This is a genomic window from Micromonospora halotolerans (assembly GCF_032108445.1).
GTDB lineage: Bacteria > Actinomycetota > Actinomycetes > Mycobacteriales > Micromonosporaceae > Micromonospora > Micromonospora halotolerans.
Map to the genome: position 1 here is coordinate 4077515 of NZ_CP134876.1, position 15191 is coordinate 4092705.

The following is a 15191-nucleotide window of genomic DNA, read 5'->3' on the forward strand; positions in this document are numbered from 1 at the left end:
CCTCCGCCGACGTCAGCCCAGCAGCCGGCGCAGCCCGCCGGGGGTGTGGCCGAGCTGGGCGCGGACCGTGCGGGTCAGGTGGGCCTGGTCGGCGAAGCCCAGCTCGACGGCGAGCCCGGCGAGGCTCTCCGCGCCCTCCTCCAGCCGGTCGAGGAGGCGCCCGACCCGCAGCCGGTTGCGGTAGCGGGTCAGCGGCACCCCGACCCGGGCCTGGAACTCCCGGCTGAGACGGTAGGGCGAGACCCCGAGCGCCCGGGCCAGCGGCAGCAGCCCGGCGGCCTCGGGCGCGCCGTCGTGCAGGGCCGCGCGGGCCCGCTCGACCAGCCGCCGGTCCCGCCCGCTCCCGCCCACCGCCGGCCCGGTCGCCCCGCCGAGCAGCCGGACCAGCCGCTCGGCCGCCGCGTGGTCGGGGTCGGCCACCGACCGCAGCAGCAGCCGGTGGGCCAGGTCCACCCGTGCGTCGACGTGCACCACGGCCGGCACCGGCCGCTCCCGCGAACAGCTCCCGCCACAGCCGCGCGGACAGGCGCACCGAGGTGCAGTCGTCCCCGCCCGCCGGGTGCGCGAAGCGCTCCTCCTCACCCGGCACGGTCAGGTAGGCCACGGTCGGCTCGACGAACTCGGCGCCGCCGCGCCCGGCCCGACGGAAGCCGCCCCGCCGGGTCAGCACGAGGCCGTACGCGGTGGCCGGCTCGGGCGCGGACCAGCCGGTGTGGTCGTCCCGGCACCGCACCAGGCCGATCCGGAAGTCGGGATGCGCCAGCAGCGGTGTGGCGGTACGCATGCCGGTCAGGGTAGGCCGACGGGCCGACACGACCGTCCCGCAAGGATCGACAAGACCGCCGCCCGCCGGGGCGGGCAGGGTGGCGGCCGTGACCGAGTCGACCCGCCGGACCGCGGCCCTGCTCACCGTCCTGCTCACCGGGCAGGCGATGGCCTCCATGGACACCTCGATCGCGGCGGTGGCCGCTCCCGCGATCCGGGCCGACCTGGCCGGACCGCCGGCCGTGCAGCAGCTCGTGCTGGCCGGCTACACCCTCACCTTCGCCGTGCTGGTGGTGGTCGGGGCCCGGCTCGGAGCCCGGCACGGCTACCCGAGGATCTTCCTGCTCGGCCTGGCCGGGTTCACCCTCGCGTCGCTGGCCTGCGGCCTCGCCCCGGGGCCGGCCGCGCTGGTGCTGGCCCGGGTGGCCCAGGGCGCCGCCGGCGCGCTCATGGTGCCGCAGGTGCTGTCGCTGATCCAGGCGGCGGTCCCGGCCGTGGCGCGGGCGCGGGCGATCGGGGCGTACTCGATGGTGCTGGCCCTCGGCGTGGCCGCCGGGCAGGTCGCCGGCGGGCTGCTGGTGACCCTCGACCTGGGCGGCCTGACCTGGCGGGCGGCGTTCCTGGTCAACGTGCCGGTCGGCGTGGTGCTCCAGGTCGTCGGGCGGCGGGTGTTCGCCGGCCTGCCGGCCGGCCCGTCCCGGCGCGAGCCACTGGACCTGCCGGGCGCGGTGATCCTCGCTGCGGCGATGCTCACCCTGGTGCTGCCGCTCGTGCTCGGCGGTGACCTGGGCTGGCCCGGCTGGGTCCGGGCCGCCGCTGTCGCCGCCGGCGCCGCCGGGCTGCGGCTCTTCCTCGGGTACGAGGTCCGGCGCGCCCGTCACGACGCGGCCCCGCTGCTGGACGTGACGGTGCTGCGCCACCCGGGGGTGCCGGCCGGGCTGCTCGCCTGCTGCGTGGTGATGGGCTGCTACGCGGGCTTCCTGTTCGTGCTCACCCTGCGGCTCCAGGACGGCCTGGGCTTCACGGCGCTGGCGGCGGGACTGGCCTTCCTCCCGTACGCCTCGGGTTTCGCCCTCTGCGGCCTGGCGGTGGCGCGGCTGCCCGAGCGGGTCCGGGCGGTGCTGCCGGTCACCGGCCCGCCGGTGCTGGCGGCGGTGGTGGTGGCGGTGGCCGGGGTCTCCGTCGGGGGCTGGCCGTGGCCGGCGGGAAGCGCGCTGCTGGTGGCCGGCGGGGCGGCGCACGCGGCCGCGTTCAGCCCGCTGGTCAGCCGGCTCACCGGCGTCGTGCCGGCCGGCGCGGCCGCGGCGCTCTCCGCGGCCGTCTCCACCGGCACGTTGCTCGCCGCCGTGCTCGGCGTGACCCTGGTCGGCGGCCTGCACCTCGCCCTTGCCGCGACCGGCCGGCACGGCCCGGCGCTCGTCCTGCCCCCGGCGCTCCTGACCGCCGTGCTGCTGCTGGCCGGCGCCGTCGCCGCCCGGCGGGCCGCCCGGCCGGCGGCGGAGACGGGTCCGGTCCCGGCCGGCCCCGAGGCCGTCCGCTCACGGCCGTGACCCGGGGTGTGTGAGCTGCGCACGTAGGATGTGGGACATGGCGCAGTCCACCGTCCCCGACCGCTCCGGCCTGGCCGGGGACGCCGTGCGCCGGATCATGCACATCGCCTCGGCCATGCGCCACTACCAGAACGTGGAGATCGCCGCGCTCGGGCTCACCCCGGCCGCCGCCCGCGCCCTGGACGAGCTGGACCCCGACCGCCCGCTGCCCGCCCGGGACCTCGCCGCGCAGTTGGGCTGCGACCGCTCCAACGTCACCGGGCTGGTCGACAAGCTGGAGCAGGCGGGCCTGGTGGAGCGGCGGGTCGACCCGGCCGACCGGCGGCAGAAGACGCTGGTGGTGACCGCGGAGGGCCGGCGGGTCCGGGACCGGGTCCGGCGCGTGATGTCCGACTCCCGACTCCTCGGCGGGCTCACCACGGCAGAGCTGGCCACCCTGCGTGAGCTGGTCTGGAAGGTCTCCGACGGTGGCTGCCCGGAGCAGTGCGCGGAGGCCTGACCGCAGCCGGGCGGAACGTGTCCGACTGGGCGAGGTGCCCTCCGGTCGGTAATGCTGTCCGACGTGACCACCCCGCAAGATCTCGACGACCGGTTCCGGGCGGCGCTGACCGCGCTCGGTGCCCCCGCCCAGCGGCGTGACCTGGGTGAACCGCTGCCCGGCGGCGGGTCGCTGACCGGGGCGCAGGCGCTGGCCCTGTTCGACGCCCAGCTGACCAGCCGGCTGCTCGACCTGGCCGGGCGCTGGCTGCGCAGCTTCGGCGAGGGGTACTACACGATCGGCTCCGCCGGCCACGAGGGCAACGCGGCCGTGGCCGCCGCGCTGCGGCCGACCGACCCCGCCCTGCTCCACTACCGCTCCGGGGCCTTCTACTGCCTGCGTGCCGCCCAGGCGGCGGGCCGCTTCCCCGTCGGCGCGGAGGTGCCGGACGCCGACGTGCCGGAGCCGACCGGGGCGGCGGCGCGGATCCCCGACCCGCGCACCCCCGGCGACGGCGACGCGGACGCGGATTCCGGCGCGCCGGACGGGCCGCCGGAGGCGGCCGCACCGGACGCCCCGGTGACGCCCGGCGAGTCCGCGCGGGCCGGCGCCACGAGCCCGTACGGCGGGGCCGAAGCGGCTGGTGACGGGGCGGGCCCGTCCGGTGGCTCGCCGGCGGCCGACGACGGGGCGGCGAGCCTGCCCACCGGGGCGGGGGTGGCCGTCGACACGGACGGCGCCGCGATCGCCGGCGTACCGGAAGTGCCCCTGCCCGAGCCCGACGACGCCTACGCGGAGGCGGCCCGCGACGTGCTGCGCGGGATGGTCGCCTCCGCCGCCGAACCGATCGCCGGGGGCCGGCACAAGGTCTTCGGCCGGGCCGACCTCGCGGTCATCCCGACCACCTCCACCATCGCCTCGCACCTGCCCCGGGCCGTCGGCCTGGGCCTGGCCCTGGAACGGCTGCGCCGGGGCGGCCGGCGGGCCGACGGGGAACCCGACGCCGTGACCTGGCCGCCGGACGCCATCGTGGTCTGCTCGTTCGGCGACGCCTCGGTCAACCACGCCACCGCGACGGCGGCGTTCAACACCGCCGGCTGGTACGACCACACCGGGCTGCGCATCCCGGTCCTGTTCGTCTGCGAGGACAACGGGCTCGGCATCAGCGTGCGCTCACCGCAGGGCTGGGTGGCCGCGACCCTGCGGGCCAGGCCGGGGACCCGCTACTTCTCGGCGGACGGCACCGACGTGGCCGAGGCGTACCGGGTGGCGGGGGAGGCGGCGGCCTGGGTGCGCCGGCACCGGCGGCCGGCCGTGCTGCACCTGACCACCGTGCGGCTCATGGGGCACGCCGGGGCGGACGCCGAGACCGCGTACCGGAGCCCGGCCGAGATCGCGGCGGACCTGGCGCGGGACCCGCTGCTGGCCACCGCCCGGCGGCTGGTCGAGGCCGGCTGCGCCTCCGGCGAGGAACTGCTGGCCCGGTACGACGAGCGCGGCTGGCAGATCCGCCGGCTCGCCGAGGAGGTGCTGGACGAGCCGAAGCTGACCTCCCCGGTCGACGTGGTGGCCGAGCTGGCCCCGCGCCGGCCCGTCCGCATCTCCCGGGCGGTCGCCGACGCGGCGACCCGGGCGGCCGGCCCGGACGCCGGTGCCCGGGCCGAGGCGTTCGGCGGCAAGCTGCCGGAGCTGGCCGGGCCGCTCACCCTGGCGCAGAGCATCAACGCGGCCCTGGCCGACGGGATGCTCGACCACCCCGGGGTGGCCGTCTTCGGCGAGGACGTGGCCGCCAAGGGCGGGGTGTACGGGGTGACCAAGGGGCTGCGGGACCGGTTCGGGGCGGCGCGGGTGTTCGACACCCTGCTCGACGAGACCTCGATCCTCGGGCTCGCGCTGGGTGCGGGGGTGGCCGGGATGCTGCCGGTGCCGGAGATCCAGTACCTGGCGTACCTGCACAACGCCGAGGACCAGCTCCGGGGCGAGGCGGCGACCATGCGGTTCTTCTCCCGGGGGGCGTTCCGCAACCCCATGGTGGTGCGCGTGGCCGGCCTGGCGTACCAGGAGGGGTTCGGCGGGCACTTCCACAACGACAACTCGGTGGCCGTGCTCCGCGACGTGCCGGGGCTGGTCGTCGCGGTGCCGGCCCGCCCGGACGACGCCGCGCCGATGCTGCGTACCTGCCTGGCCGCCGCCGCGGTGGACGGCGCCGTCAGCGTCTTCCTGGAGCCGATCGCGCTTTACCACACCCGCGACCTCTACACCGAGGGCGACGGTGAGTGGCTGGCGGAGTACGCCGAGCCCGGCGCCTGGGCGGCCCGCCACGTGCCGATCGGCCGCGCCCGGGTGTACGGGGTCGGCTCGGCCGAGGACCTCACCATCATCACCTTCGGTAACGGGGTCCGGATGTCGCTGCGGGCGGCGGCCACCCTGGCCGACGAGGGGGTCGGCAGCCGGGTGGTGGACCTGCGCTGGCTGGCGCCGCTGCCGGTGGCGGACATCATCCGGGAGGCCGCGGCCACCGGCCGGGTGCTGGTCGTGGACGAGACCCGCCGCTCGGGCGGGGTGGGCGAGGGCGTGATCGCCGCGCTGGTGGACGGCGGGTACGTCGGCACGGCGCGCCGAGTGGCCGGACTTGACTCGTTTGTACCATTAGGTCCGGCGGCTCGTCAGGTCCTGGTCTCCGAGGATGCCATTACCGAGGGTGCCCGCACGCTGCTGGCACGGTAAATTCCGTTCCACCCGGTGCGCCACTTGCGCGGGGAGCCACAACTGTGTGGACTTGGCGCGACGGCGTCGGACGACGCCACGAGCAGGGACGAGATGAGGAGGCACGCGACAGTGAGCGCGACCGCTGGTCAGGCCGCCGACGGGGTACGCAGCCTGGCGGACCGGTTCGGGATCGAGCCGGGGATGGTCGTCATGGAGATGGGGTACGACGACGACGTCGACCAGGATCTCCGGGACGCCCTGACCGACCGCTGTGGAGATCTGGTCGACGAGGACACCGACGAGGTGGTCGACTCGGTTCTCGTCTGGTACCGCGACGGCGACGGCGACCTCTTCGAGCTCCTCGTCGACGCCCTCGGACCGCTGGCCGACAACGGTGTGGTCTGGCTCCTGACGCCCAAGGCCGGCCGGGACGGCCACGTCGAGCCGAGCGAGGTCGCGGAGAGCGCGCAGACCGCCGGCCTCCAGCAGACCTCCACGGTCAACGCGGGCCGCGACTGGAGCGGCGCCCGCCTCGTGCTCCGGCGTGGGTCGAAGAGCAAGAAGTAGGCCGGGCTCGGCACCCGGCGGCCGGTGTCGCCGGGTGTGGCAGGCTGATCATCTCCAGACCCGATCCAAGGAGTTCCCATGCCCATCGAGGTTGGCGCCGAGGCGCCGGACTTCGTGCTCAAGGACCAGAACAACCAGGAGGTCCGGCTCGCCGATTTCCGCGGCCGGCGCACCGTCCTGCTGGTCTTCTACCCGCTCGCCTTCACCGGCATCTGCCAGGGCGAGCTGTGCGAGGTGCGGGACAACCTCAACGAGTACGTCAACGACGACGTCCAGGTGCTGACGGTCAGCGTCGACTCCGTCTACGCCCACAAGATCTGGGCCGACCGGGAGGGCTACCAGTTCCCGCTGCTGGCCGACTTCTGGCCGCACGGCGCGGTCGCCCAGGCGTACGGCGTCTTCAACGACGTCGCGGGCATCGCCAACCGGGGCACCTTCGTCATCGACAAGGCCGGCGTGGTCCGGTTCGCCGAGATGAACATGCCGGGCGAGGCGCGGGACCAGCAGGGCTGGCGCAAGGCCCTCGCCGAGGCCGTCGCCGCCTGATCCCACCCCGGGCCCGTCGTTCGACCGGGCCGGAGGCCGGCAGGTAAGCTTGCCGCTCCGGCCCGCCGTACGGGCGTTCCGGGCGCGTAGCTCAGTGGGAGAGCACTCGCCTTACAAGCGAGGGGTCGCAGGTTCGAAACCTGCCGCGCCCACCACCATTCACCAGCGGAAACCGCGTCCGGTCGGGCAGCGGAAGAACGCTGTCTGAGTCCTCGGTCTTGGTGTCTTGCAGACGGAGCTTCCCGCCGGCCCGCTACACGGTCTGACTGATGGCGGCGGTGCCGTTGTTTAAGTCCAGGTCAGACCAGCGCAGCCCAAGGAGTTCGCCTCGCCGGAGTCCCAGCGTTGCCGCAACGACGTAGAGCGGGTAGAGACGGTGTCCCTCGGCTGCGGCGAGGAGCCTGCGGACCTGGTCAACGGACAGGCCCTTACCGATCCGGTAGCGGGGGGAGGGGACGCGCACCAGCTTGGCGACGTTGCGGGACACCAGCTCCTCACGCATGGCGTGCTGGAGCGCGTTGCGCAGCACTGCGTGCACGAACTGGATCTGCCGAGTGCTCGGGTAGCGCTCACAGCAGCGGCCGACGGAGCAGCACTGCCGATCGGATCGACGGTTCTTGTCGAGGCCAGCCGTGCAGCAGAGGCACTTGCGACGGAACTCGTCCATGAACGCCTTGACATGTTGGACCTGGAGGCCGTCGAGGCGCTTCGTGCCGAGGGCCGGGACCAGGTGCAGTCGGACCGCGCTGTTCTTCCTACCCCCGGTGTTGTTCCAACTGGCACGACTCGTCATACCGCACCCCCACGGCCAGGCCATAGCAACCGTTGACCGTGTGCTGGCCGTCGTGACCATCGCCGTGGTGCCGGTCGTCGCGACCATCGTCGTCCGGTTGCTCGCGCCCAGTTACTTCACGCTGCCCGGCCACCGCCTCCAACTCACCGTGGTGGCGATCGTCGCCGCCGTGGCGCTGCTGGGCTTTCTCACCGGCCGCTTCAACGACCACTTCCTCACGTGCGAAGACTTCATCGTGGCCGGCGAAGATCCTGCCCCGAACGGCACGCACACGAAGCCGTAAGCCGGCTCGCCGTCCCGTCAGTCACTGGGCCAAGAAGCCGCGCCCGCCGTGAGCCTCGTGTTCAGGGAGTCGGCATTTCGTGTTCCGGGATCTGCACTTCTCCAGCGATCGCCTTCTCGGCCAGCTCTACCCGCTCTGGGTGAAGTTCGCCGTCCAGCGGGTGCCTGGGCACGTTGATGCAGCTCTGACCGGGCACGGATTTGCAAATTGGGCATGGGACGAACAGCCCGCCGCCGGGGATCTGGACACCGCGGAGGACGACCGCCCTGCCGATCTTGCGCAGCGCCTTGAACAGGTTGTCGTCCCTGTACCGCGTGGCAGCAGCGGCCACGTCCCGCATCCCTTCCCAGAACTCCGCGATGGCCTTTTCCCGGTGTATGTCGACGGAACCCACGCCCCCGGCTCCCCACCCTCGGATCAGCCAAACCTCGTCCGCCCCTTCCAGGTACGGCCCGACCGGAGTCGGACGGCCGGCTGCCGGCGTGTCTAGTCCCAGCACATGCTTGACGAATCCGTCCCAGGACATGCTTGACGGTTGGCCTAGGACGAGGACAGCAACCAGATCCCGTCCTCCTCCGTGGTGACCCCGCAGAGTGCGTGCGTTTCGGTCCCGATAGTTACGAACTCGGGCTCGCCCGGATAGATGATCAAGTGCTGAGCCATCCGGGGATCGTCTTGCAGGCGGACGAGTGCCCACGGCAGCGCGAACGCTCCGGGACCGGCGACGCTGACGAGGAACGTTCGGTCTGCGCTGATGACGCCAACTGACTGCGCCAGGTGCAGCCAGGCCTGGTTCACCTCGTCCAGGTATCCGTCCCGGCTGTCATCGATCACGACGTCTGGTTGCGCCCCGGCGCGAGCCACCGTCTGCCAGGCGCGTTTGGGATCCAGCCAGCCGGGATCGGTACCGATGACGGAGAGGCCAGCGGCAACCAGGAGCTCATCCCGGCTCCTCAGGTTTAAGCGATCCACGCCACGCTCCTGGTCCGCTCCGGCGGTCACGGTTATCGGATCATGGCAACCATCTGGTGGGATGCCACCGTCAAGCATGTGCCGTGACAGGACACGGCCGGCTGCCGGCGGTGTCGGGTCTCAGGACCTGCGTGACAGATCAGTCTCAGGACGTGGGTGACACGTCTGGCTAGAGGATCTTGTATTGCCTCGCGGTAGCCCCAAAGTCGCATGGTTGCTGCTCCTGCGCCTGAGAACGTCCGAGGGCCGACAACGTCCCGGATGGCAACCTGTATGCGTGGATGCGTTTGCGGATCGAGTCGACGGCGCTTGGGAGTGGCTCTCCGCCGCCATTGAAGAAGCGCAGGAGGGGCGCTGGGTCCGCGATGCAGTGGAACGGCAGGTGATGAAGGACATCAGGGCCGCCACCAACGCGCTGCATGGTGGGCGGCTGGCCCCGTTTACCGAGGACCTGTGGCACGTGCGTATCGGGCGGATCGCCAACTGGGCGGGGGTGATCCGGTTGGCTGCCCGAGCTGGTGGATGGGAACTCCAACCCGTCGTCGGGCAGAGCCCGCCGCAGCCTGCGGGCATGGCCGAGCTACTCTCCGGCATCTACGCGATCGGCGAGCAGGGCGAGGTATGGATGAAGCAGCTCCTCAGAGGGGGCGGGCCGCCACCGGAGGACGCGATCGCCAAGGCCGAGGGCTTCCTGACCGGGCCAGGCTCGATCGAGGATCTTGAACAGCTCTTCTACGACTGAAACCATCGGGTACGGCGGTTCCGTCACGCTCATCTCCACCAATGCTCGGCGGAGTGTCACGCAGGTCCTGATACCGCCGTGTCACGCAGGTCCCGAGACCGGACAGCCGGCTGCCGGCGGTGCCTGGTCTCGCATGATGGTTGACGGAACGGCGTCGCACGGTGCTTTACATGATCGCGACTGTCGTTATCCAACGGATCCAGGCTGAAGCGGTCAAGCTAGGCCGCTACCCCGGCCCGCTTACGGCGGATCGTCGGACATTGGGTAGCGGGCGGCGAGGGCAAGGGCATCGTTCGAGCGCCCGGTCATCGCGTAGCCCACTATCAGCGTCCCTCGCAACCTGCGCAGGTCGTCGTGTTCGGCGCCGAGCAGTGCGCGGACGTCGCCGATGATGCGCTCGCCTAGGGCGATGGACTGCGCTACGTCGTGGCCGCCCTCGGAGTATCGGGCGGCGAGCTGGACCTGGGCGTGGAGCGTGCGGGGATGGGTCGGGCCCAGCAGGCGCTGATGGTCGGCCGCGATCTGCTCGAGTAGGGACACCTCGTCGTCGGTGCGGCCTACCCACCGGTGGCAGTAGGCGTGGCGCTCGCGGGCGTAGACGGTGTCGGGATGCATCGGGCCGAGCTGCCGTTCCCGTTCGGCCGCAAGCCGTCCCCACGACGCGATGACCCTCTCCAGCAGGGTGACCCGGTCCTGCTTTCGTCCGACGTCTTCCCATGCAGCGGCGAGCCGGATCCGGGCGAACTGCGTGTCGGGTTCGTCAGGGCCGAGCCACTGCTCTCGCTCGGCCACGATTTGCTCCCAGCCGAGGGCAATCCGCTGCCGCAACGCAGGGATCTCGTCGCGCTGTCGCCCCCGGTCGTAGAGGAAGGTGAGGCTCGCCCAAGAAGCCAGGGTGTCTGGATGAGCTGTCCCGAGGACTCGGGCTCGGCCCTCTGCGACCCGCTTCATGGCGCCGATCGCATCGGGCAGCGGTGCGTCGCCATTGCCGATGCCGACGTGGAAGTAGGTCAACGCGAGCTCGTGCCGCGCGGACAGTGTGTCCGGGTGGTCGGGACCGAGCACATGGTCCCGGACGACCACAACCTCCTCCAACTCAATCAGGGCATCCTCGTCGCGCTCGTCTTCCCGATACCCGAGAGCAAGGCGTACCCGTGCCTCGAGCGTCTGCGGATGCTCCGCGCCGAACTCCCGCAGGGTGGCGGCAACGGCGGCCTCAAGACCGATGACTCGTCCCGAACTCATGCACACACCACCTGTCGATCGTTCATCCGCCAAGCGTCACGCGCGGCGCGACTCCGGCGATCATGCCAAGCGACAACCCGAGGTCGCGGTGTCAACCATCAACCGGCGCAGGACGGCCGGCTGCCGGCGTGTCTTGTCCCACCACATGCTTGGCAGATCCGTCCCACCAGATGCTTGACGATCGGCCTAGAGAAGTGGCGAAGGACCGCCACACCTGAAGCGGTGGTCAGTCGGCCTGCTCGGGAGGGAAGTCGTCGGCGAAGGCAGCGTCGACAGCTGCCGCTGGCATGCAGTCGTGTTCGTGGGCCCAGGTGCCTGCATCGTGCAGCACGGGATCGGGTCCGTCATCGGTGGCGAAGGTGAAGTCGACGCGTTCAGGCAGGGTGCGCAGCCCGCACTGTCCCTCGATCGGCTTGAGCCGTTCCCACCGGCAGTCCGCGGCGGCCAGGGCGTCGGCCACCTGAGCGAAGGTCAGTTGTGCGGGCAGGGCGATGACCTCGTCAGACTGTGCTTGGCTCGGCAGCTCGACCGTCCCTCGCCAGGTCTGAACCGTCACCGAGGTGATGATCCGGCAGCGGCATACGACGAACTCGACGTCACCGTAGGAGTACAGGTGCGGCCACCTGTGGCGCTTGTCGATCCGCTCGACTAACTGGGTGACGCTGGCCGTGACCGGCGACGGAACTTCCATGGATGGTCTTGGAGGATTGCAGCAGCTAGCTGCTTACAACGATCCTGTTCAGCGAGGCGTGTTCGTTGCCTGGGGGTCAAGGAGTCGGTCGCCTTCGTGCCCACTGCGTGCCCGGTAGGCCGGTTAACAAGGGGCAGCAAGGGGAACTTTCGCGCCGCCTTCCTTGCCTGGCCAGTCGAGACCAGCCTGACCACCAGCACGGAAGCAAGGGCCTACCTCGAAATCAAGGCACCTTCCAAACTGGCGGTGGGGCTCGGCGGCAGACAGATAGCAGCGACCGAGCCGTGTTCGGGGCCCTCAGGCGGCGAGAATCGGCGGATGGATGATCTCCTCAGATTCCTTCATGCCCGTTATGAGGCGGACTGCCATGCCTACGCGGAGGTGGCCCACCGCTTCGGGGGCGCAGCTCTCCCCGACAGCCAACTGCCGATGCTCGACCTGGTCGACATGCTGGCACGGGAGTACGAGGCGATGGACCGGACTGACGAGCGCGTCACTGGTCTCACGTACGCGCTACGGGTGCTTGCACAGTCGTACGACGAGCACCCCGACTACCGCGACGAGTGGCGTCCCTAGCTGCTCAGCAAGCAGGCAGCCATGGGCGACTATCTGAGTGACGACGGCTACGAGCCGGGGAGAACGTCTACGGACGCCGACGACGGTTGCCGCAGCTAGGCCCTCCTGGTAGTACAGGTCACCGAGTTCTGTTGGTTGCCGGGGGGGCCAATGAGTCTGCCGGGGCACAAACGGGGCACAAGACACTGTGAAACGTCGGCAACCAGCCATCAACGACGCGAGCCCAGGAGTAAGCGTGACCAGGGCGCTGACCAGGTCACCCCAGGTCACGGAAGTGGCAGCCCAAGTTCCGCTTCAACTCACCTGCGTCGAACCGTCGCCGGGTGTTTGTGCCGTGCCCGGTTCGTCAGGTGGGAGCAGTTAGCTTCTAAGTTGTGAAGACGACGCGTTGGCTGCGGGCGTTGCTGGATAGGGGTACTACGAAGCGTCCCGAGGAGTCCTCTGACGTCGAACCCTTCGCACCGGAGTGCATGTCGCTGCTTGAGTTGGCCCGGCTGCTCGCTGGTCGGAGGTACAGCGAGAGAGTTGCCAGTGCGTATGTCGAGGTGGTGACCTTCGCATCGGCTGACGAGATCGTGGCGATGCTGGAGGTGATGCTGGAGGAGGACTGGATAGGTCTTCCGGTCTGGGCGCGAAACCTCGCATTCCGGCTGGCCTGCCTCCAACGGCCGGAGGATGTCGAGCTGTTGCGTGTGGCGGCCAACGACCTACATGCCTTCGGTCCCGACTGGGACACCATAGCTGCGGAACTTCACCGTCGAGCAGACCGGTTGGAGGCCAGCCAGGAAGAGAGCCTTCCCTGACACCTCTGCTCCTGAGCAGTTGTCCTGGTGCTGTCGACAGCAACGGCGACAGCAACGGGGACAGACGGGGATGGGTGCGGCTGGACGGCCGCGGATTGCCGCCCGAGCTCAGAGACAGACGCGGACCGGCCCGGACGGAGCGCCCAGAACTTACAAGCGAGGGGTCGCAGGTTCGAAACCTGCCGCGCCCACCACCATTCACCGGTGGAAACCGCCCCGAGAAGATCACTCCCCGGGGCGGTGACATCAGCAGACGCCTGCCGTTGAGCTCTGTCGGCCGCAACCGGTGGCTAGTGAGCCCGCCGGCGGTTGGACTCCTGCTGGATCGCCTCCGTGAGATCCCGCCAGGTGCCAGCCGAGGTCTTCATCATCCGGTCGACCATCGAGCGGGCGGCGGGTTCGTCCGGGAAGTCGTACGAGACTTCCCGACCTCCGTCACCGCCGAGCCGGCCCCGTACTCGCCACAGCCGGCCGTCGGAGAGCAGCCAGGTGTCGCGCCGGGCCATGCGGCCCGTTCCACCAGCGTCCCCGTACCTTCACCGGCAACAATCTAATCGAACATGCGTACGAGCCGGCCGGCTGCCGCTTGTCTAGTCCCACCACATGCATTACGAATCCGTCCCACCACAGGGTTGACAGTGGACCTAGGAGATGCCGTCAGCTTCAGGCGTGGGGGGCTGGGTTGGCGGGTTTGTCCCTCAGCACGTCTAGCAGGCGGCGGTATTCGGCCTCGGCTCCGATCGCTGCCCGGTGTTCGGGATGTGCGAGGTAGTACCAGATCGCGTCGCTGATGAACCAGGCGTCGACGGTCTTGATCGGTAGCCGTCGCGGGCGCAGCACGAGGCCGCGACGACGTACCAGGTCGGGTCGGGCGTAGGTGAGGGTCAGAGTGTCGGCGTACAGGGCCGGCCGTTGCGGGTAGCCGGGGGCCAATGCCTCCCATGGCACCCGCACTGACCCGGCCAGTGTGCGCCACCACAGGCCCTCAGGCCGCAGGTGAACAAGGAACCCGCACCAGGCTAAGACCATCTGCCTACCTGCCAGCGCGGAGACCAGGACCGGCAGGACGGCGTCGAGGGGCCGCAGGTTGTGTGCCCAGATCGGTCGGACCCCAGAGCTGATCTGCGCGGAGGCTGCCAACGCCAGAACAACGGCGCCCCAAACGGCAATGAAGCTGGGCGGCGTGTTGAAGGACGAGACCTCCGGCCGTACGACGAAGACTGCAGGCCGCTCATCCGGCAAGGCATAACCCAACAGCGCCAACAGGATCAAAAAGCCAACTAGGAGCCCGAAAACCAACACGTCAACGATCTTGTGGCCCGAGCCAGCGAACCACGGCACTAGGGGATAGCCGACAGAGACGGCCAGAGCGATGGCGAGGACGGTCCGGCGCTGCCGGACCACAGCTGCTTGGAATGCAGACACGCCCCACAGTACGGGTGCCGGACCACCGACTCTTCCAACAAACTGGGCCGATCATGTCAAGCATTTGGTGGAACGCGAATGTCATGCATGTCCCGTGACGGGGCACGACCGGCTGCCGGCGATGCCTGGTCTCGCATGATGGTTGACGAAACGGCGTCGGAGGTTGCTTGACGTCCGGTCGTGATCGAGTAGGTCTGGTGCTTCGGACCGATGGTAAGTCATGGGCAAGGTGCTATTCGCTCATGAGCAACCCGATCCGTCTGTCGTTGGTCGCTGTGGCATCGTGACGCTGTGAACCCCGGCGGCTGGCGGCATCTGCTGCTGAGCGACGACGCCTACGTGCTGAGGCCGCCGTCTTCCGTCGCTGCCGTCTCGCAGGTCGAGGCGCTACTGGGCGTCGATCTTCCGGCCGACCTGCGAGCTCTCTATCTCGCGACCGATGGCGTGTTCGACAAGACCGGCCAATGGTTCGTGTGTTGGCCTCTGGATGAGGTGGTCAAGCGCAACCAGGACGCGTGGGCCCAGGAAGGGGCAGGCCGGCGGCAGTTGCTCGGCTTCGGTGACGATGGGACTGGCTCCCCGTTCTGCATTTCCACAAGCGGCAGCGGCCACGTGTTCATCTGGGATCCGATCGACGCCGTGGCTTATCCGCTCGCGACCAACCTCGCCGACTTCTGGCGCGGCTGGCATGCCGGCACGTTGAAGACCTGAAGCTTCTCTTATAGGTCAGCGCCATGGACTCTGCATCGTCCAAGCGAAGCGCTACAGCAAGACCGTCGGCCTTGAGGCGGTCCATGCATTAGCCGGGGTGATGGAGGACAAGCACGCCGCCAAGGGCGTACTCGTGACGACCTCCTGGGTCGGCAAGGCAAGCCGCGACTTCGCCGCCCGCAACGGCAGGATCGAGATCACCGAGGGCCGACACCTCAAGCACATGCTCCTGGAACATCTCGGCCTAGACGCACTGATAAGCCTGCCCAAGCTGCCACCCGACTGGGAGCAGACAGATATCGCGTAGCAGCGACGACAGCAGCAGCCCCGGACGA

At 70.4% G+C, this 15191-nt stretch carries 19 protein-coding genes and 1 tRNA gene; 12 read left to right on the forward strand and 8 right to left on the reverse strand.

All coding sequences use genetic code 11. From position 1 onward, the window contains the following. Nucleotides 1-12: 12 nt before the first annotated feature. Complete coding sequence (locus RMN56_RS19415) at nt 13-483, reverse strand: helix-turn-helix domain-containing protein (protein ID WP_313718886.1); 471 nt, start codon at nt 481-483, stop codon at nt 13-15. A 389-nt stretch (nt 484-872) separates the two neighbouring features. Between RMN56_RS19415 and RMN56_RS19420 the strand changes: the two genes are divergently transcribed. From RMN56_RS19420 to RMN56_RS19445, 6 genes are all read left to right on the forward strand, one after another. After that, nucleotides 873-2315: an MFS transporter gene (locus RMN56_RS19420; RefSeq protein WP_313718887.1), complete on the forward strand. Its 1443-nt coding sequence runs from the start codon at nt 873-875 to the stop codon at nt 2313-2315. Between the two features lie 37 nt (nt 2316-2352). Further along, on the forward strand, nt 2353-2814 hold the full coding sequence (locus RMN56_RS19425) for a MarR family winged helix-turn-helix transcriptional regulator (protein WP_313718888.1): 462 nt from the start codon (nt 2353-2355) through the stop codon (nt 2812-2814). 51 nt (nt 2815-2865) lie between these two features. Beyond that, entirely contained in the window at nt 2866-5520 is a 2655-nt protein-coding gene (locus tag RMN56_RS19430) for a thiamine pyrophosphate-dependent enzyme (RefSeq protein ID WP_313718889.1), read from the forward strand. 111 nt (nt 5521-5631) lie between these two features. Continuing rightward, nucleotides 5632-6069 carry a DUF3052 domain-containing protein gene (locus RMN56_RS19435; protein ID WP_262282225.1) on the forward strand — a complete coding sequence of 146 codons (438 nt, stop codon included), beginning with the start codon at nt 5632-5634 and terminating at the stop codon, nt 6067-6069. Between the two features lie 78 nt (nt 6070-6147). Continuing rightward, nucleotides 6148-6615 (forward strand): peroxiredoxin, encoded by a 468-nt coding sequence (locus RMN56_RS19440; protein WP_091269137.1) that lies wholly within the window; start codon nt 6148-6150, stop codon nt 6613-6615. Nucleotides 6616-6695: 80 nt separating this feature from the next. Further along, nucleotides 6696-6770 (forward strand) — tRNA-Val (locus RMN56_RS19445). A gap of 98 nt (nt 6771-6868) precedes the next feature. On the opposite strand, the gene RMN56_RS19450 is transcribed toward RMN56_RS19445, so the two are convergent. Continuing rightward, nucleotides 6869-7408, reverse strand: coding sequence for a tyrosine-type recombinase/integrase (locus RMN56_RS19450; RefSeq protein ID WP_313718890.1), 540 nt, complete (start codon nt 7406-7408; stop codon nt 6869-6871). Between the two features lie 40 nt (nt 7409-7448). Here RMN56_RS19450 and RMN56_RS19455 point away from each other — a divergent pair, with 40 nt between their 5' ends. Further along, complete coding sequence (locus RMN56_RS19455) at nt 7449-7691, forward strand: hypothetical protein (RefSeq protein WP_313718891.1); 243 nt, start codon at nt 7449-7451, stop codon at nt 7689-7691. A 61-nt stretch (nt 7692-7752) separates the two neighbouring features. On the opposite strand, the gene RMN56_RS19460 is transcribed toward RMN56_RS19455, so the two are convergent. Then, entirely contained in the window at nt 7753-8085 is a 333-nt protein-coding gene (locus RMN56_RS19460; RefSeq protein WP_313718892.1) for a zinc finger domain-containing protein, read from the reverse strand. Nucleotides 8086-8231: 146 nt separating this feature from the next. Then, entirely contained in the window at nt 8232-8693 is a 462-nt protein-coding gene (locus RMN56_RS19465; protein WP_313718893.1) for a hypothetical protein, read from the reverse strand. Between the two features lie 247 nt (nt 8694-8940). Between RMN56_RS19465 and RMN56_RS19470 the strand changes: the two genes are divergently transcribed. Beyond that, entirely contained in the window at nt 8941-9405 is a 465-nt protein-coding gene (locus RMN56_RS19470) for a hypothetical protein (protein WP_313718894.1), read from the forward strand. Between the two features lie 240 nt (nt 9406-9645). Here the strand turns inward: RMN56_RS19470 and RMN56_RS19475 are convergent, their stop codons facing one another. Together RMN56_RS19475 and RMN56_RS19480 are read right to left on the reverse strand one after the other, a co-directional pair. After that, nucleotides 9646-10650: a tetratricopeptide repeat protein gene (locus RMN56_RS19475; RefSeq protein ID WP_313718896.1), complete on the reverse strand. Its 1005-nt coding sequence runs from the start codon at nt 10648-10650 to the stop codon at nt 9646-9648. 226 nt (nt 10651-10876) lie between these two features. Further along, nucleotides 10877-11341, reverse strand: a complete 465-nt coding sequence (locus tag RMN56_RS19480; protein WP_313718898.1) for a hypothetical protein — start codon at nt 11339-11341, stop codon at nt 10877-10879. Between the two features lie 318 nt (nt 11342-11659). Here RMN56_RS19480 and RMN56_RS19485 point away from each other — a divergent pair, with 318 nt between their 5' ends. Continuing rightward, nucleotides 11660-11917 carry a DUF6221 family protein gene (locus RMN56_RS19485; protein ID WP_313718899.1) on the forward strand — a complete coding sequence of 86 codons (258 nt, stop codon included), beginning with the start codon at nt 11660-11662 and terminating at the stop codon, nt 11915-11917. Nucleotides 11918-12291: 374 nt separating this feature from the next. Then, entirely contained in the window at nt 12292-12720 is a 429-nt protein-coding gene (locus RMN56_RS19490) for a hypothetical protein (RefSeq protein ID WP_313718900.1), read from the forward strand. A 290-nt stretch (nt 12721-13010) separates the two neighbouring features. On the opposite strand, the gene RMN56_RS19495 is transcribed toward RMN56_RS19490, so the two are convergent. Continuing rightward, the gene (locus tag RMN56_RS19495; protein ID WP_313718901.1) at nt 13011-13226 is read right to left on the reverse strand and encodes a hypothetical protein; all 216 of its coding nucleotides are present in this window, start codon (nt 13224-13226) and stop codon (nt 13011-13013) included. Between the two features lie 157 nt (nt 13227-13383). Then, entirely contained in the window at nt 13384-14145 is a 762-nt protein-coding gene (locus RMN56_RS19500; RefSeq protein WP_313718902.1) for a hypothetical protein, read from the reverse strand. A 291-nt stretch (nt 14146-14436) separates the two neighbouring features. Here RMN56_RS19500 and RMN56_RS19505 point away from each other — a divergent pair, with 291 nt between their 5' ends. Continuing rightward, nucleotides 14437-14856 carry an SMI1/KNR4 family protein gene (locus RMN56_RS19505; protein WP_313718903.1) on the forward strand — a complete coding sequence of 140 codons (420 nt, stop codon included), beginning with the start codon at nt 14437-14439 and terminating at the stop codon, nt 14854-14856. 34 nt (nt 14857-14890) lie between these two features. Continuing rightward, nucleotides 14891-15163, forward strand: a complete 273-nt coding sequence (locus tag RMN56_RS19510; protein ID WP_313724797.1) for a restriction endonuclease — start codon at nt 14891-14893, stop codon at nt 15161-15163. The last annotated feature ends 28 nt before the right edge of the window (nt 15164-15191 follow it).

Bases quoted from the DNA above. Each gene is read 5' to 3' on its own strand.
- RMN56_RS19450 (WP_313718890.1), bottom strand. From the start codon at position 7,408: ATGACGAGTCGTGCCAGTTGGAACAACACCGGGGGTAGGAAGAACAGC.
- RMN56_RS19440 (WP_091269137.1), top strand. From the start codon at position 6,148: ATGCCCATCGAGGTTGGCGCCGAGGCGCCGGACTTCGTGCTCAAGGAC.
- RMN56_RS19430 (WP_313718889.1), top strand. From the start codon at position 2,866: ATGCTGTCCGACGTGACCACCCCGCAAGATCTCGACGACCGGTTCCGG.
- RMN56_RS19475 (WP_313718896.1), bottom strand. From the start codon at position 10,650: ATGAGTTCGGGACGAGTCATCGGTCTTGAGGCCGCCGTTGCCGCCACC.
- RMN56_RS19480 (WP_313718898.1), bottom strand. From the start codon at position 11,341: ATGGAAGTTCCGTCGCCGGTCACGGCCAGCGTCACCCAGTTAGTCGAG.
- RMN56_RS19485 (WP_313718899.1), top strand. From the start codon at position 11,660: ATGGATGATCTCCTCAGATTCCTTCATGCCCGTTATGAGGCGGACTGC.
- RMN56_RS19495 (WP_313718901.1), bottom strand. From the start codon at position 13,226: ATGGCCCGGCGCGACACCTGGCTGCTCTCCGACGGCCGGCTGTGGCGA.
- RMN56_RS19425 (WP_313718888.1), top strand. From the start codon at position 2,353: ATGGCGCAGTCCACCGTCCCCGACCGCTCCGGCCTGGCCGGGGACGCC.